The organism is Corynebacterium dentalis, from assembly GCF_900232865.1.
In the GTDB taxonomy this organism is placed as follows: Bacteria; Actinomycetota; Actinomycetes; order Mycobacteriales; family Mycobacteriaceae; genus Corynebacterium; species Corynebacterium dentalis.
Map to the genome: position 1 here is coordinate 125,588 of NZ_OCTS01000007.1, position 16,747 is coordinate 142,334.

At 59.0% G+C, this 16,747-nt stretch carries 14 protein-coding genes, 2 tRNA genes and 1 pseudogene; 9 read left to right on the plus strand and 8 right to left on the minus strand.

Annotated features, from left to right (window positions below):
- Positions 1–56: 56 nt before the first annotated feature.
- The 3 genes from CS919_RS09095 to cmrA form a co-directional block, all read right to left on the minus strand.
- Positions 57–132: transfer RNA gene (locus tag CS919_RS09095), tRNA-His, on the minus strand.
- Between the two features lie 170 nt (positions 133–302).
- Positions 303–980 carry an oligoribonuclease gene (gene orn, locus CS919_RS09100; protein ID WP_268803837.1) on the minus strand — a complete coding sequence of 226 codons (678 nt, stop codon included), beginning with the start codon at positions 978–980 and terminating at the stop codon, positions 303–305.
- On the minus strand, positions 977–1,807 hold the full coding sequence (gene cmrA / locus CS919_RS09105; protein ID WP_099299166.1) for a mycolate reductase: 831 nt from the start codon (positions 1,805–1,807) through the stop codon (positions 977–979). The genes orn and cmrA overlap by 4 nt, the downstream gene beginning before the upstream one ends.
- 270 nt (positions 1,808–2,077) lie before the next feature.
- On the opposite strand from cmrA, the gene CS919_RS09110 reads away from it, so the two are divergent.
- Positions 2,078–2,455, plus strand: a complete 378-nt coding sequence (locus tag CS919_RS09110; RefSeq protein WP_099299167.1) for a winged helix-turn-helix transcriptional regulator — start codon at positions 2,078–2,080, stop codon at positions 2,453–2,455.
- A 26-nt stretch (positions 2,456–2,481) separates the two neighbouring features.
- Here CS919_RS09110 and CS919_RS09115 read toward each other — a convergent pair.
- Positions 2,482–2,555: transfer RNA gene (locus CS919_RS09115), tRNA-Arg, on the minus strand.
- 142 nt (positions 2,556–2,697) lie between these two features.
- On the opposite strand from CS919_RS09115, the gene CS919_RS09120 reads away from it, so the two are divergent.
- The 5 genes from CS919_RS09120 (at position 2,698) to CS919_RS09140 (ending at position 8,951) form a co-directional block, all read left to right on the plus strand.
- Entirely contained in the window at positions 2,698–4,890 is a 2,193-nt protein-coding gene (locus tag CS919_RS09120; RefSeq protein WP_099299168.1) for a bifunctional copper resistance protein CopD/cytochrome c oxidase assembly protein, read from the plus strand.
- A gap of 213 nt (positions 4,891–5,103) precedes the next feature.
- Positions 5,104–5,706 carry a single-stranded DNA-binding protein gene (locus CS919_RS09125; protein ID WP_099299169.1) on the plus strand — a complete coding sequence of 201 codons (603 nt, stop codon included), beginning with the start codon at positions 5,104–5,106 and terminating at the stop codon, positions 5,704–5,706.
- Positions 5,707–5,905: 199 nt separating this feature from the next.
- Entirely contained in the window at positions 5,906–7,576 is a 1,671-nt protein-coding gene (ettA, locus tag CS919_RS09130) for an energy-dependent translational throttle protein EttA (RefSeq protein WP_099299170.1), read from the plus strand.
- Positions 7,577–7,751: 175 nt separating this feature from the next.
- Positions 7,752–8,213: an acyl-CoA thioesterase gene (locus CS919_RS09135; RefSeq protein ID WP_099299171.1), complete on the plus strand. Its 462-nt coding sequence runs from the start codon at positions 7,752–7,754 to the stop codon at positions 8,211–8,213.
- 33 nt (positions 8,214–8,246) lie between these two features.
- Positions 8,247–8,951: a DUF8185 domain-containing protein gene (locus CS919_RS09140; RefSeq protein WP_099299172.1), complete on the plus strand. Its 705-nt coding sequence runs from the start codon at positions 8,247–8,249 to the stop codon at positions 8,949–8,951.
- 20 nt (positions 8,952–8,971) lie between these two features.
- On the opposite strand, the gene CS919_RS09145 is transcribed toward CS919_RS09140, so the two are convergent.
- The 3 genes and pseudogenes from CS919_RS09145 to pepN form a co-directional block, all read right to left on the minus strand.
- Positions 8,972–9,748, minus strand: a complete 777-nt coding sequence (locus CS919_RS09145) for a TSUP family transporter (protein ID WP_099299173.1) — start codon at positions 9,746–9,748, stop codon at positions 8,972–8,974.
- 156 nt (positions 9,749–9,904) lie between these two features.
- A pseudogene (locus CS919_RS09150) lies at positions 9,905–10,276 on the minus strand (globin); the annotation flags it as partial.
- Between the two features lie 66 nt (positions 10,277–10,342).
- Positions 10,343–13,066: an aminopeptidase N gene (gene pepN, locus CS919_RS09155; RefSeq protein WP_099299175.1), complete on the minus strand. Its 2,724-nt coding sequence runs from the start codon at positions 13,064–13,066 to the stop codon at positions 10,343–10,345.
- Positions 13,067–13,188: 122 nt separating this feature from the next.
- Here pepN and CS919_RS09160 point away from each other — a divergent pair, with 122 nt between their 5' ends.
- Both CS919_RS09160 and CS919_RS09165 read left to right on the plus strand, forming a co-directional pair.
- A complete protein-coding gene (locus CS919_RS09160) occupies positions 13,189–13,836 on the plus strand; it encodes a mycothiol-dependent nitroreductase Rv2466c family protein (RefSeq protein ID WP_099299255.1) in 648 nt (215 codons plus the stop codon).
- Between the two features lie 39 nt (positions 13,837–13,875).
- Positions 13,876–14,349, plus strand: coding sequence for a ribose-5-phosphate isomerase (locus tag CS919_RS09165; RefSeq protein WP_099299176.1), 474 nt, complete (start codon positions 13,876–13,878; stop codon positions 14,347–14,349).
- 172 nt (positions 14,350–14,521) lie between these two features.
- On the opposite strand, the gene CS919_RS09170 is transcribed toward CS919_RS09165, so the two are convergent.
- Positions 14,522–14,734, minus strand: a complete 213-nt coding sequence (locus CS919_RS09170; RefSeq protein ID WP_099299177.1) for a helix-turn-helix transcriptional regulator — start codon at positions 14,732–14,734, stop codon at positions 14,522–14,524.
- 226 nt (positions 14,735–14,960) lie between these two features.
- Between CS919_RS09170 and CS919_RS09175 the strand changes: the two genes are divergently transcribed.
- The gene (locus CS919_RS09175; protein ID WP_099299256.1) at positions 14,961–16,718 is read left to right on the plus strand and encodes a pyruvate dehydrogenase; all 1,758 of its coding nucleotides are present in this window, start codon (positions 14,961–14,963) and stop codon (positions 16,716–16,718) included.
- Positions 16,719–16,747 lie beyond the last annotated feature (29 nt).

Below are 16,747 nucleotides of genomic sequence, written 5' to 3' on the forward strand. Positions count from 1 at the left end.
GCACAATGCAAAACGGCGCCCCGTGCACTAATGCGCGAGACGCCGAAATGAAGCTTTGGGGTGACTGACGGGACTCGAACCCGCGACACCCAGGATCACAACCTGGTGCTCTACCAACTGAACTACAGTCACCATTTGTGCTCGTTGCTTTGCAGCACGGTTTCAAACCGCCGTACGAGCAGCGAAGTTCATGTTAGACCACGGCTGCGCGCAATCCAAAAAACCTAGTTACGCGGGGGTTATTCCAACGTGGTCGTGGTCGTGATCAGGGCCGGGGCCGGTGGTGGCCGCGGTCAACCGGGCTAGTCGATGGGGAACTGCTCGGTGACCCGCTGAGCCGCTTGCTTGACCTGCTTGGAATCAGGAGACTGGCTAACAAACATTGCCTCGCGGTAGAAGGCCAGCTCGCGGATGGATTCGCGGATATCGGCCAGCGCGCGGTGGGACATTCCTTTGTCCGGCTGCCCGTTGTAGATCCGCGGGTGCCAGCGACGGGCGAGTTCCTTGATGCTGGAGACATCAACCATGCGGTAGTGCAGGTAATTGTCCAGATCAGGCATGTACTTAGTGATGAAGGTGCGGTCGGTGGCGATGGAATTTCCTGCCAGCGGCGCCATGCCGGACATGGGCACGAACTGCTTGATGTAGTCCAGAACCTGGGCTTCGGCCTCTGTGACGGTGATGGAGGATTCGCGGATCTGCTCGGTCAGGCCAGAGGAGCCGTGCATCTTGGTAACGTAGTCATCCATTTCCGCTAGCTCGTCCTCGGAGGCGTGGATGACTAGGTCGATGCCCTCGTCCAGCGGGTTGAGCTGTGAGTCGGTGACGATGACCGCGATCTCCACCAGCACGTGCCGGTCCGGTTCCAGGCCGGTCATCTCGCAATCAGCCCAGACAATCCGATCCTGCTTTGAGATCTGGTTCGGGGTGGTTGCACTGCTGGTACGCGCGGTGTTCTCAGTGTTCAAATTTTCGCTCACTTCTTTTCAGCCTCCTCGGCTGCCATCTTGGAGTAGAACTTGCCCATGATTGGGGCGGTGACTCGGCGGGGGACGTAGGTTGAGACCAGGTTCATCACCTTGGACAGCGGCCCGGGTACAACGCGCAGCTTGCCCTTGGCGAGTGCGTCGAGAGTGTCCAGTGCGCAGTCTTCGTATGTGGTCCACAGGAAGTCCGGAACGGCATCGTCAACCTCGGTGAGGTCTTCGCCTTCCTTGCGGGCTTCGCGCACGGGACCTGGGGCCAGCAGGGTGCAGTTCACGCCCGCGGGCTTGAGCTCGTAGTGCAGCGCCTCCGTGAAGGTGTTGACCATGGCTTTGGTGCCCACGTAGGTGGCGTTGCCGGGAATCGCCATGTTTCCGGCCGCGGAGCCCACGTTGACGATGCCGCCCTCGCCTCGTGCAACCATTCCTGGAATGACGGCAGCGGTGAGCTCGAAAAGGGCAGTGGCGTTGAGTTCGAATTGGGCGCGCTCGTAGCTGTAGTCCAAGTCGATGAAATTGCCGAAGGTTGCAATTCCGGCGGAGTTGATGATGATGTGCACGTCCGTGTTGCGCAGTTCGTCCAGGAACGGCAGGCGCACCTCAGCCTGGGACAGATCCACGGAGCGAACTTGAACCTCCACGTTAGGAAGCTCTGCGGCAACCTCTTCCATGGGCCCCGTGCTGCGGGCGACCAGAATGAGGTTATGTCCACGCTTGCCGAGCTCCAGCGCGATAGCCCGCCCGATTCCGGACGAGGCACCCGTCACTACCGCGTAACTTCCGCTGGTAGGTGCGGGAATGGCCGGGGAGCCTTCGTGTGACATGCCGTTTCTCCTTGGTTGCGCGAGCAGTGTTTGTGAGGCGTTCGGTGCGGTGAGTTGTTGTTGTTTCTCTTTGTCCGACGCCACTTTCGTCTATCCCACGTTACCTGTACCCGAGACAGGTTCTCTCCCCATTGAGCGCAAAGGGTAGTTGAAGTGTCATACTTCTTAAGAAGTTTGAATCAGCGGAAGATTCACGCTTTGCAATGCTGCCTGATAATGAAGAATCTTATAATCTGCATCTGTATGCTCATTGAATGTTAAGGTTTTCCTATGAACGAACCAGCCGTGGCCGTACGAGGACGCGAAAATGATCCTCTTGCTCTCCTGAAAAGCAATGAAGCTAGTAGGAAACTGCTGAAAGCAGTCGCGGACAAATGGGTGATCCTCATCTTGCTCACCCTGGATCAGGAGCCCAAGCGCTACAGCGAGATTCTCAACAGCGTTGAGGGGATCTCCCAGAAAGTGTTGTCCCAGCGTCTAACCATGCTCACGGACAGTGGAATGATGACCCGCACTTCTTATCCTGAGACCCCACCTCGCGTGGTTTACACCCTGACGGACTTGGGCCGTTCTGCGGTGCCAGCAGCTGAGACTATGGCTCTGTGGGTGCACGATAACGTCGTTAATGTGATGGCAGCGCGCAGCTAGCTTCGCTAGGTTTCGCGTCTAATTTGTGCCCCCGGCAGGAATCGAACCCGCGACACGTGGGGTAGAAACCCACTGCTCTAATCCACTGAGCTACGGAGGCGCGGAACCCCACCATCACGCGGACGCTCACTGGCGGGCTGCATAGTGCTGTACCACAAGAAGCGTCCATCTGGGGGATCCGCATAAAGTATGCCACGGCACACGAAGGTGGAGTTCATTGGGGCGAGCGGTACGGTAAGACTATGTATGATCAGACCTCCAATGCGGCACGGACGGACAACCCCGAGCCACAGCCAGCGGATTTGCCTATAACTTCCACCTCGGCATCGCCGGAAAAAATGAGCTCTCCGGCTTTGGTTTACATCTTGGCCACGGTGGTGGCGGGGCTTGTGGGTGGACTCATCGGGTACTCATTTACCTCAGATTCTTTGGTTGCACTGGGCATTCCTGATCCTGGCGAGGCCACCACGCTTGGTCTGCCGTTGGTACGTGCGATGGGCACTTTCGTTGCATGTCTCGGTGTCGGCGGATTCTTGATGTCTGCCCTCGGCACCCCGCCGCGTAAGGACGGTTATTTAGACTTGGACGGTTTCCGCGCAGCTCGCACGGGAACGTGGTCGATGTTCCTGTGGGCTATTTGTGCTGTGTTCATGATTCCACTGAGCTTGTCCGATGTGTCCGGCTCACCGCTGAATGAGGCGATCCAGCCGGATTACTGGGGCGTGGCGCTGGAGCAGGTCTCTGCGGCCAAGGCGTGGCAGTGGGTGGCCATTTTTGGATTCTTGGCCGGATTCGTTTCTCTGCTGACGAGGCGGTGGATCTGGCAGCCAGTGTTTTTGGCTTTGTCCATCCTGTCGCTGGTGCCGATCGCCTTGGAAGGTCACTCGGCCAGCGGTGGTAATCACGATTTCGGTGTGAACTCCCTGCTGTGGCACATCATCCTGTCCGCGCTGTGGGTGGGTGGTCTGCTGGCCTTGATTGCTCATGCCAAGCGTCGCGGACCTCACCTGGCGGTCATCACACAGCGCTATAGCTTCTTGGCGCTGTGCGCGGTCATCGGTGTTGCCATCTCTGGTCTCATCAACGCCTCCCTGCGCGTGAAGTTTTCCGCCTGGTTGACTACCGATTATGGCCTGGCTATCACCGCGAAGTTCGTGTTGTTGGTGATCCTGGCGGGCTTCGGTTGGATGCAGCGCTCGAAGATCATTCCGCAGCTGGAGGCGTTGTCCGGTCCGGATGGCAAGGGTGACAAAGCTCAGCGCAAGCCGTTTATCCGTCTGGCCATCGGCGAAGTGCTGTTCATGGCTGCGGCCGTGGGCGTGGCTATCTCCCTGTCTAGGATCCCGCCTCCGCTGCCTGAGCAGCTGGATCTCACTCGCCAGGACGTGCTTCTGGGATACACCCTGACCGAGCCGCCCAGCCTGGGCGTATTTTTGACTAATTGGCGCTTGGACCTGGTCTTTGGCGTGGGCGCCATCTTGTTGCAGGCCATTTACATGTGGGCGTACTTTGTGGTGCGTAAGCGGGGCGTTCAGTGGCCGATTTCCCGCCTGCTGTGGTGGACCGCCGGCAACGTCTTGCTATTCGTGTGCACCAGCTCCGGGCTGGGCATGTATTCCATGGCGATGTTTGCTCCGCACATGCTGCAGCACATGATGCTGTCCATGACCGTGCCCATTTTCTGGGTGCTGGGCGGTCCGATGACCCTGCTGTTGCGCGCGCTTCCCCCCGCGGGACGCAACGGGGTACCTGGTCCTCGTGAGTGGCTGGTGGTGTTCATTAACAACCCTGTGTCCCGCTTCCTGACTAATCCCATTGTGGCGGGTGTGCAGTTCACGCTTGGTTTTTATTACTTGTATCTCTCGCCGTTGTTCGATTGGTTGGCGCCGCAGCACGGTGGCCACCTGTTCATGATGTTGCACTTCATCATTTCGGGTTACTTGTTCTACTGGGTGATCGTGGGTGTGGATGCGGCTCCGCGTCAGTTGTCGCCGTTTGTGAAGATGTTGACGCTGTTTGCGGTAACTGCGTTCCACGCGTGGTTTGGTATCGCGATGATGCAGATGAGCGAGCCTCTCAACCAGGAGTTTTATAATTCGCTGGATCTGCCGTTCCACGTGGATCTATTGCATCAGCAGCTGGTGGGTGGCGGCCTGGCGTGGGCCATCGGTGAGGTGCCGCTGGTCATTGTGTCCGTTGCGCACGGTATTCAGTGGGCGCGTTCGGATCGTCGGGAAGGCGAGCGGCATGACCGCAAGGAGGAGCGTTCCGGCGAGCAGGACTTGGAGGCCTACAACCAGATGTTGGCGGGCTTGGCCTCCGGCAATGCAGATGGTTCCACGCGGGATTACTACACCTCCGATTACCAAAAGAACGAGGTCCAGGGCGCACTGCATTCGGATAAGCACAAGCGTCAGCAGCGTCACCGGGAGTAGGTGTAGGTGTTGTTTCCTTCCCGACGCCATACTCCCCACCACCCAGTCAATCCCCATTTTTTGCCTGTGAATAACGGGCAATCCACACTGGTCGTCTCCACAGGCGTGATCTGACGCGGCCTCGTATTGTCCTGGGCTCGTGACACAGTGAGTGGCACAACCGCATCGGGACAAGCCTGGCGCGGGGTATCGATAGGGCGGGGAGGCCACGTCATGAGTACGGACCAATCACAAATGTTTATTGCTGGGCGCATCGCCAGCGACTTCAAAGAAAAGACTTTTGGGGAAAATTCGCGGGTTGTGGAGTTTCGCATCGCCACGAACCACAGTTTCAAGAACCGCGATGGTCAGTGGAAGGATGGCGATACGTCGTTTTTCCAGGTTCAGTGCTGGGATCGCCTGGGTACCAATGTGCTGGCTACCTTGCGTAAGGGAATGCCAGTGATTGTCTACGGTCGCTTGCTGCAGTCCACGTGGACCGTGCAGGAAGGCCCTGAGGCGGGAACGGTACGCAGCATGCTGCGCTTGCGTGCCTCACACGTGGGACCGGATTTGAATCAGCGGGAGGCTCGTGTCTGTGCGGATCAGCACCGGCGATTGCAAGAAGAAGAGCAGAAGAAGGCGGAAGCACAGGCTCAAGCGGAGCAGGAAGAGCAGTCTCAGCCGAAGGACTCATATTTTGTGGGGAGTGCAAATGGTCAATCGAGCACGGCCAATACGCAAGGATATGGAAACTCGTCAGCCTCCACGCAGTCAGGTGGCAGGGAATTGCCTGTCGATGATTCCACCTTCGCCGGTGCTGTCGCGGGGCGCTAGTTCGGTAGGCGATGCTTAATTCAGGACTGCCTGAGTAGAGGACGTACACTGAAGGGGGAAATTCATGCACGTCGTCACTGGAGCTGGAAAGAGCTCCGGTGAGTTCCCGCTGGATGCCGCGAGTTTAGCGTTGCGCTAGTCCAGCGTTCAGTGGGTACAGACGGCACACACATATGTCGAAAGGTAAGAAGAGTTCACCGTGGGCGAGTTCATTTACACGATGAAGAACGTGCGCAAGGCGCACGGCGATAAGGTCATCCTCGATAACGTCACCATGTCGTTCTACCCGGGAGCCAAGATCGGCGTGGTGGGTCCGAACGGCGCTGGTAAGTCTTCGATCCTCAAGATCATGGCGGGCATCGATCAGCCTTCCAATGGCGAGTCCTTCTTGGATCCCGGAGCAACCGTGGGAATCCTGTTGCAGGAGCCACCTCTGAACGAAGAAAAGAACGTTCGTCAGAACGTGGAAGAGGGCATGGGCGAAATCTTCCAGATTCGTCAGCGGTATGAGGAAATCGCCGAGGAGATGGCGACCAATTACACCGACGAGCTCATGGAAGAGATGACCACTCTGCAGGAGAAGATTGACGCTGCAGATGCATGGGAGCTCGATTCCAAGATTGAGCAGGCCATGGATGCGTTGCGTTGTCCTCCTGCTGATGCGGACGTCACCAAGCTCTCCGGTGGTGAGCGTCGCCGTGTTGCACTGGCTAAGCTCCTGCTTAGCGAGCCGGATTTGCTGCTGCTCGATGAGCCTACGAACCACCTGGATGCCGAGTCCGTGTTGTGGCTGGAGCAGCACCTAGCGAACTACCCGGGCGCCGTGCTGGCCGTGACACACGATCGTTATTTCCTCGATCACGTCGCAGGCTGGATCTGTGAGGTCGACCGCGGAAAGCTCTACCCCTACGAGGGCAATTACTCCACTTACCTGGAGACCAAGCAGAAGCGTCTCGAAGTGGCTGGCAAAAAGGACCAGAAGCTCCAGCGTCGCCTGAAGGAAGAGCTCGCGTGGGTTCGTTCCGGTGCGAAGGCTCGCCAGGCTAAGAACAAGGCTCGTCTGCAGCGCTACGAAGAAATGGCTGCGGAGGCAGAGCAGTTCAAGAAGCTGGACTTCGAAGAAATTCAGATTCCTACCCCTCCACGCCTGGGCAACCAGGTGGTGGACGTGAGGAACCTGACCAAGGGGTTCGGCGACCGCGTCTTGATTAAAGACCTTTCCTTCACCCTGCCGCGCAACGGCATCGTCGGCGTGATTGGACCCAATGGTGTGGGTAAGACCACCCTGTTCAAGACCATCGTTGGCTTGGAAGAGCCAGACGCCGGTGAGGTCAAGGTCGGCTCCACGGTTGAGTTGAGCTACGTGGATCAGAACCGTGCGAACATCGATCCGGAAAAGACCGTGTGGGAAGTCGTCTCTGACGGATTGGACTACATTGTCGTCGGGCAAAACGAGATGCCATCCCGCGCCTACCTGTCCGCCTTCGGCTTCAAGGGTCCAGACCAGCAGAAGCCATCCAAGGTGCTCTCCGGTGGTGAGCGCAACCGACTGAACCTGGCGCTGACCCTCAAGCAGGGCGGAAACCTGATCCTGCTGGATGAGCCGACAAATGACCTGGACGTGGAAACCCTGGGCTCCCTCGAGAACGCGCTGGAGAAGTTCCCCGGCTGTGCTGTGGTGATTTCCCACGACCGCTGGTTCCTGGACCGCACCTGTACCCACATTCTCGCGTGGGAGGGCAACGTGGAAGAAGGCCAGTGGTACTGGTTCGAGGGCAATTTCGAAGACTACGAGAAGAACAAGGTGGAGCGTCTCGGCCCGGATGCGGCACGCCCACACCGCGTGACGCACCGTAGGCTGACCCGCTAAAAACCTGCGCAGCGATCCTCATTTCTTGAACATTGGTTCAAAAGATGGGGATTTTTGCATGCCGGAGGCGCATAACACTTAAAAATGTTGTTAACTAAAACAGTCTTGTAGTAGATAACAAGACTGGAAACACCTCAACAACGCGACTCCTGTATGAAAGGACGTTTCATTAGCAATGTCTTTTGTGAAGCACGAAGAACTCGGAACGCGGTGGCACACCTGCCATCGCGAATTGCGATGGACTGACTTCGACCAGTACCAGCACGTCAACAACGCCAAATACCTCGAGTTCGCTCAAGATGCCCGCATGGTCTTCCTGCGAGACGTGCTCACAGAGATGGACATCGCCGTACCGCCCTTCTTCGTCCGCCACACCACCATCGACTACCCACGCCCGCTCTCTCCCGGAGAGAACGAAGTAGCGGTCCGCTCCTTTATCACGCAAGTGGGAACAAAATCCTGCATCATGCGCCAGGAATGCCGTGATTCCAACAGTCGCATCGTGTGCACCGTGGACACCGTCATGGTGGGAGTGGACATGATGACCGGCAAGTCTCGCGAATGGTCGGAGCAGGATATCGCCAACCTCGGCCTCTTCCTCATCCCAGTGGAGGAAGAGCAAGAGGCATACAGCTGATTCAGTTATAGGCTCATTGCCTACACTGGGGGAATGACTGCTCAGCTGACTGTCCCCACCGCGAACGATTCCCAGACCGCACAGAAAATTGCTGGCCCGTACCAGCGAGCCGCACTCAGCGTGGAACGCGCGCTGTCCATGGATGGCAACGCGCTGGCTCGCATTCGCCCCTCGGTGACCGAAGGGGCCGTGGACATTTTCGTCACCACACCGCTGCACAGCGTGCTGGTACAGCGAGTCCCGGGAATCGTCAGCTCAGAGACGGTCGTGGCTGCCCGCGACCTGCCTGCGAAGCTTCGCGAGATAGCAGGTGAGGCCGCCGCGGAGGAATCCATCCAGCTGACCGGCGGAATGGACTTCATGTGGACCGGTTCATTGCCCCCGCACGAGGGATTTACCGTGGTGGACTTCGTTCCAGCAGGAGAGATCCGTTCGGCGCACGCTGCAATGGGCAAAGAGAACGCAGACGCAGCAGCGCCCGGGGGAGTAGCGCGATCTTTGCTGGAGCAGGATGTGGTGACGTTGGCGTCGGATAAAGAACAAGTAGCACTGACGGGCCGACACATCGCCGCACTGGGTGGACTCGGCATTGCGGCCAAACCAGGGGACCCGCGAATGGAAGAATACGACCTGGTGCGGGTGTCTGTGACTGGGTCGTGGATCAGAATTGACGCACTCTTTGGCACGATCTACTCGCCGCGGCCGGGCGGTCTGGCTCGGGTGCCCCAACCAAGTTAGGCTCCAACCAAGTTCGCAAGTTAGGCAGCGACGAGGTCGTAGGTGAGCTTGATGCTCATGGCGATGACCACCACCAGCAACATGAGACGTACAAAACCAGCACCTCGGGTCATGACCATGCGCGCGCCGAACTGTGCACCCACAATATTGCCGATGATCAGGGCGAAGCCCAGCGCCCACCAGACGTGACCGGACACTGCGAAGACCACGAAAGCGCCCAGGTTGGTGGAGGAGTTGATGACCTTCGTCATCGCGGAGGACTGGATAAAGCTGCGGGACAGCAGCGCCGTCAGCACGATAATCAAGAAGGTACCGGTGCCTGGGCCAAAGAAACCGTCGTATAGGCCGATGGTGCCGATCACCGCGATGGCGCCCAGCCATTTGGCCTTCGTGACGGTGGTGGCACGCTCGATCTCCGTGCCGAAACCGGGGCGCAACGTCACGTACACGCCCACGCACACCAGCAGCACGATCACCACAGGACGCATCACATCGCTGCTGATCAGGGTGGCCAGCAGAGCGCCTCCTGCGCTGCACAGACATGCCAGTGGCGCGGCGATGGTCAGCAGCCTTCGGTCCACCTTGACGCGCCGGAGCATGCTGATGGCTGCGGAAGTGGTGCCGCCAATCGAGGTGAGCTTGTTTGTACCCAGCGCCGTGGCTTCGTGCAGGCCGGGAGCTGCGATGAGCAGCAGTGGGATCATGATCAGTCCGCCACCGCCGACGATGGCGTCGATGAATCCGGCGATCGCGCTGCCGCTGATCAACAACGCGATGGCATGGGGAGCTAGCTCCACGTTCTAGGAACCCGAGTGCTCATTTGGCGTGGAGCTGGTGGAGGAACTGTGCTGTGTATCGTGAGGGATCGTCTCGGGGGTCATACCTTGGCCACTGCTGGTGCCCATGCCCGGGTGCATACCGGGGTGCATTTCGCCGTGCCCACCGGAAGGGGCATTGATGAGCATGTTGGCAACCCGCTCCATGTGCTCCCAGATCGCCGCGCGGTACTCGTTGGGCAGTTGTTCCGGGCTGATCTTTTCAAGAGCGTTGGACATCAGCTGCAGCCAGCGGTCACGACCAGCCTCATCGATGGTGAACTGCGCATGGCGCATGCGCAGGCGAGGATGCCCGCGCTTTTCATTGAATTCCTGCGGGCCGCCCCAGTATTGAGCCAAGAACCAACGCAGGCGATCTTCGGCGCCGTCGAGATCCTCGGCCGGGTACATCGGGCCGAGGATGTCATCGTCTGGAACTTGCTTGTAGAACTCGTGGACGATGGCGCGGAACGTCTGCTCCCCGCCAACGGCCTCGTAGAAGTTGCTCACTGGAGGTTCCTCCTCAAGAGAAAGTGGATCCGATACCTCCAGTGTAGAGGCACGTGAGGTCGGTTCTTAAGAGCGGTCGAACTCGCGTGCCGCCTTAGCCCGAGCAACGCGATCGCGTCCCTCGCGCAGCGTACGGCGCAAGCCTGCGGGAGTAGCTGGTGCTTCAATCAGCTCCGCGATGGCCTGATCCGTGCTGTCCCGGTGATCCCACGATGGGTACATGCCCTCGAGAGTGCGCAAGGCCATCTCTGGGGACAGCGCCTCCCACAGCTCTGGAGCAACGGTGACGTACTTCGGGCCGAACTCGTCCAATAGGTGGCCTTGTCCGACATGCGCGAAACCGGCCATGCTGTGGCGCAGCTTGAGGTTGGACAGCTCTGGTCCGCGCACGGTGATGTCCTCCCAGACTCGTGCCTTGATCTCCGCATCAGGGAGTGCGGCCCGAGCTTGCACAGCCAACATGCTGCCGGTTGAGGAAGAATCCCGTTCCAGCCCCGCAGCGATGCGCTTCTCCACGTCCTCGGCGGATTCGCCGGTGGCATCCTGTGCACCGGACAGCGCGATGATGAAGGTCCATCGCAGGTCTTGGTCAATCTCCAGACCAGGTGCCATTTCCTGTGCAGCCTTGCCTTGCAGCGGGCCAGCCGTGCTGACCGCATCAGCTTCACCCAACAGAACGCGCAGGACATCCGCGGAGTGCTCAGAGTGCTTGGACCCCGCGAAAGCACGAGCGAAGGCCAGCTGTGCCTGGCCAGTCGAGGACGTCACCCCATTGAGCAACGCGCCACGCAGTTCGCGCCAACCTTCCGTGCGTGCCCACTGCTCGTCTGCGTAATTGCTGACCGCCGCCCGGCTCTGCAACAGCAGCTGTTCCAGGACAGCCATTTCCGTCTCGGATGCGGCTCCTCGAGCCACGAGTGCCACGAAGTCCCGCGCCTTCATCTGCGCGTTGCGCGTCATCTGCCAGGCCGCGGACCAGATCAGAGAGCGAGGCATCGGATCGGCGATCTTGTCGATGTTCTCCGTCGCCGTGCGCAGCGATTCCTGATCCATCTCGATGAACGCGTAGGTTAGATCATCGTCATTGACCAGCACCAAATCGCCGGACTGCGCACCGATCAGCTCGGTGACGTCCGTCAGCTCGCCCGCAATGTCCAGCTCGGCGCGCGCCGTGCGCTCCAACTTTCCGCTGTCCTGGTTCAGCGAGTAGACGCCCACTGCCGCGCGGTGCGTGCGGGTTTCGCCCGCGCCGGGCTGCGCACCGGACTGGCTCACGGAGAAGCTGGAATACGTGCCGTCCTCAGCAATCTCGAACTTCGGCGCCAAAGTATTAATGCCGGTGGTCTTGAGCCACTGATCTGCCCATGCGGACAAGTCGCGGCCAGAGGATTTCTCCAAGGCCTGCAACAGGTCATCAAACGTTGCATTGTCCCAAGCGTGCGCAGCGAAGTGCGCACGGATTCCGGAGAAGAAGGCTTCCAGCCCCACGTAGGCGGCCAATTGCTTGAGTACGCTGGCACCCTTGGCGTAGGTAATGCCGTCAAAGTTGGCATCCACCGTGACGATGTCCGAGGCATCGCTGAACACGGGGTGCGTGGAGGAGAGCTGATCCTGCCCGTAGGCCCACGCCTTTTCCTTGTTGGCAAAGGTCACCCACGCGGTGGTGTACTTGGTGGCTCCTGCTTGGCTCATGGCCGCAGACCACGTGGCAAAGGATTCGTTGAGCCACAGATCATCCCACCACTGCATGGTCACTAGATCGCCGAACCACATGTGCGCCAGCTCGTGCAGAATCGTGTCCGCACGGCGTTCGTACTGGTAGTGGCTGGCCGCCGAGCGGAAGATGTACTCGTCGCGAATAGTCACGCAGCCCGCGTTTTCCATCGCGCCCATGTTGTACTCGGGGCAGAAGATCTGGTCGTACTTGTAGAACGGGTAGCCCACCCCGAAGTGCTCGGCGTAGTAGTTAAAGCCCTGCTTGGTAACTTCGAAGAGCTCATCCGCATCCAGGTATTCCGCCAAGGACTTGCGGCAGTACAGCGCCAGCGGCACGGTCATTTCGCCCTCGGTGGTCAATTGGCCACGCTCGCGAGCAGCTGCTGCCGCGTCCGCGGAGGTCTCTGGGTGGGGAGTCACCGTGCCCGTCCATTCGTCGCGCACCACGTGCCATGGCCCCACGCAGAATGCGATCAAGTAGGTGGACAGCAGGTAGTCCACCGTGGATGTGTGCACGGTCTTGTTTTCTTCGACGCCATGCTCCTGCGCGACCACGTTATTGGTCACCACACTCCAACCGTCCGGGGTGGTCACGGAGACGTCATACGTTGCCTTGATATCTGGCTGGTCAAAGCATGCAAATACCCGCTTGGCATCGGCTGTCTCAAACTGGGTGTACATGTACACCTCACCGTCCGCTGGGTCGGTAAAGCGGTGCAAGCCCTCGCCCGTGGTGGAGTACGCGCCATCGGCGCGGATGATCAACTCATGCTGGCCTTCAGAGAGGCCCTGGAGCTGAATGCCGCTGGTGGCGTCGAATACAGAATCAACACGGGGAACGGCAGCATCGGTGATGTCCTGACCATCCAGGATCACGCTGTGAACCTCCGGGGCACGCAGGTCAACGAAAGTGGAGCCTGCCTGGGAGGTAAAGCCGATGGTGGTGTTGGTAGCAAACGTGGTGGTGGACGGTTCGCCACCGCCGCTGAGATCCAAATCGATGGTGTAGTGCACGTCGCTGATCAACTGCGCGCGCTGTGCGGCCTCATGGCGATTCAGGTTTGTTGAAGTCATGTTTCACACCCTACTCACGGCCCAGACTAAACCGGCTCGGACAAGACCTTGAGGGGACAGGTGAAGAGCAATTTCAACCGCCAGACAGCGCCGGGGAGACTGATTTGTCTACAGTGGCTGACATGACTACTAAGCAACCCGTCACCATGTACTTCGATGCCACCTGCCCCTTTGCCTGGGTCACCAGCCGCTGGCTCAAGGAAGTAGAAAAAGTCCGCGAAATTGAGCTCAACTTCGCACCCATGAGCCTGTTCATCCTCAACGACGGACGCGAAGGCCTGTCCGAAGGCTACGAGCGCGCCATGACCGCAGCTCGTGGACCAGCACTCGTGGCTGCGGCTCTGCACACCGAAAGCCCAGAGCTGGTGGATCCGTACTACACCGTGCTGGGAACCAAGATTCACTCCGAAGGCAACAGCCACAAGCAGGATCCGCACGGCTACGACGAGCTCATCAAGGAAACCCTGGCGGAAATCGGCGCCAAGGCGGAACTGTTCGACGTAGCGCACAAGGATGCGGACGCTGAGGGCTCAGTCATGAAGCAGCTGCAAGACAGCCACGATCACGCCATCAGCCTGGTGGGCGACGACGTGGGAACCCCAGTAGTACAGCTGGGAGAGCGCGCATTCTTCGGTCCCGTGCTCACTCGCATCCCAGAAGGCGAGACGGCAGGCGCACTCTTCGACGCATCCGTGACCTTGGGCGGCTACCCGCACTTCTTCGAACTGAAGCGCTCCCGCACCGAAGACCCCAAGCCAGAATTCGCTTAAGCGAAACGGCTCGGAAGCTATTCGCTAAGATCTGCAGACATGCGTATTTATCTTGGTGCCGACCATGCCGGCTTTGAAATGAAGAACGTGATCAAAGATCACCTGACCAACAAGGGTCTGGAGGTCATCGATTGCGGTGCACACGAGTACGACGCCAACGATGACTACCCAGCATTTTGCATCGAGGCAGCACGCCGCGTTGTAGAGGACGAAGGATCCCTGGGCATCGTGCTGGGCGGTTCCGGAAACGGCGAGCAGATCGCCGCGAACAAGGTCAAGGGCGCACGCTGCGCACTGGCGTGGTCCGTGGAAACCGCCAAGCTGGCTCGCGAGCACAACAAGGCCCAGCTCATCGGACTCGGTGGCCGCATGCACTCCGAGGAAGAAGCACTGGCGATCGTGGATGCCTTCGTGGAGCAGCCGTGGAGCGGCGAAGAGCGTCACCAGCGCCGTATCGACATTCTGTCTGAATACGAGCGCACCGGAGACGCTCCGGCATTGCCGGAAAACTAAGGGCAATAGTAAAAGCACAAGCCAAAGGCGCTGAGTAGGTTTTCCTACTCAGCGCCTTTGTTCATTGGCTAACGGCTTTAGGCTCACTGCATTTTGCTGATGAGTTGAGACGCTAAGCCACGTGGTGATGTCTCAATCAGCCGTGCTCTGTGATTAATCGTGCTGGGAGGTTTTAACCCCGCTGGGCGGTGCGCTTTTCTTGCCACTGCTTAATGTCATCGGAGTTCCACAACGTCAGTCCGTGGAACTTAGTGACGGGCTTGGGAGCGCGTCCCCTGCCTGCATAGCTGGTGAATGTCCCGCGAGCCGTTCCAGAGAACTCTGCGCATTGGATTGCGGTCCACAATTCCACACTGCTGACTCGATCAATGATTACCGGTTCCATGTGTATGAACTTTAGAGGAAAACTAAGCGCACGCTAGGAAATTGCAAAGATTGCTACATTTTTTGGACAGTCCACCTCTATTTTTGCTCCGCGTAACATGGAAAACGTTCACACCCACCAAGGCAGCGCCCGGGTTCCGCGGCAACATCTCGACCGTGCCACTAGGTGCAGCTGAAGGCATGTGACGAACTTCCCACAAAACATTTTTCGGAAAGGTCACGAAACCGTGTCACGTACGTACGCAGAACAGTTGGTCGAAACTCTAGAAAACAACGGGGTACAGCGGATCTACGGAGTGGTGGGCGATAGCCTCAACCCGATTGTGGATGCGGTCAAGCGCAGCTCCATCGAATGGGTCCACGTGCGCAATGAAGAAGCGGCGGCATTCGCTGCGGGCGCGGAATCGTTGATGACGGACAAGCTCGCCGTGTGTGCGGGCAGCTGCGGACCGGGAAACCTCCACCTGCTGCAGGGACTTTATGATTCGCACCGAAACGGTGCAAAGGTCCTGGCCATCGCCAGCCATATCCCGAGCCAGTTCATCGGCTCGCACTTCTTCCAGGAGACCCACCCAGAGCAGCTGTTCGCCGAGTGTTCCGGCTACTGCGAGATGGCCAATTCTGCGGAGCAGGGCGCCAAGATTCTGCAGCACGGCATCCAATCCACGATGGCTGGCAAGGGAGTGTCCGTTCTGGTCATCCCCGGTGACGTGTCTTCGGAGCAAGCGGTTGATGCTCCACAGCTACAGTCCACCATTTCCGCTGCTCGTCCCACTGTGGTGCCTGCTCAGGAGCAAGTCCAACAGTTGGCAGATGCCATCAACCAAGCGGATAAAATCACCATCTTCGGCGGAGCTGGCTGTGCCAATGCCCGTGAGCAAGTCCTGGCGCTGGCGGAAAAGATCAAGGCGCCCGTGGGGCACGCCTATGGAGGCAAGGAATACCTGCACTACGACAACCCCTTTGACGTGGGCATGTCCGGCCTATTGGGCTACGGCGCCTGCTCCAAGGCGTTCCATGACGCAGACCTGCTCATCCTGATGGGCACCGATTTTCCTTACTCCGAGTTCCTGCCGGAGAAGACCCGCACGGCGCAAGTGGACATTAAGGGAGAGAACATCGGGCGCCGCACGTCCGTAGACGTTCCGGTTCACGGCGATGTGGCAGCAACATGTGAAGCGCTGATGACGCTGGTGGAGGACAAGCCCAACCGGGACTTCCTGGATGACATGCTGGTGGAGCAGGAAAAGAACCTGAGCCATGTCGTCGAGGCTTATACGAAAAAGCACCACCAACGCACGCCGATCCACCCCGAATACCTCGCGGACATCATCGATACGGTCGCGGACGAGGATGCCGTGTTCACCGCCGATACCGGCATGTGCAACGTCTGGCACGCGCGTTACATCAATCCCAACGGCAAGCGGAAGCTGCTCGCGAGTTTCCGCCACGGCACGATGGCCAACGCGTTCCCGCAGGCCATTGGCGCGCAGTTCGCGGATCGGGACCGGCAGGTCATCGCCATGTGCGGCGACGGTGGCATTGGCATGTTGCTGGGTGAGCTGCTGACAGCGAAGCTGCACGACCTGCCGATGAAGGCCGTGGTGTTCAATAATTCCTCGCTGGGCATGGTCAAGCTGGAGATGATGGTGGCCGGCCTGCCGGACTTCGGCACGGACCACGAGCTCGTTAACTACGCGGACATCGCCAATGCTGCCGGTATGAAGGGCTACCGCGTGGAGCGCCCCGAGGACATCGAGTCGACCTTGCGCGAAGCCTTCGCCCATCCGGGACCGGTTCTGGTGGACGTGGTTACCGATCCGAACGCGTTGAGCATCCCGCCGGAGATATCTCTGGAGCAAGTTGCGGGCTTTTCTCGAGCCGCCGTGGAGACGGTTTTGGAAGGCGGAGTGGGCAAGATGGTGGACTTGGCGCGTTCCAATTTGCGCAATGTACCTCGGCTTTCAGGTTTCAAGGGCCTGTGATTATTGCCCTTGGGAGGTGATGATGTAGA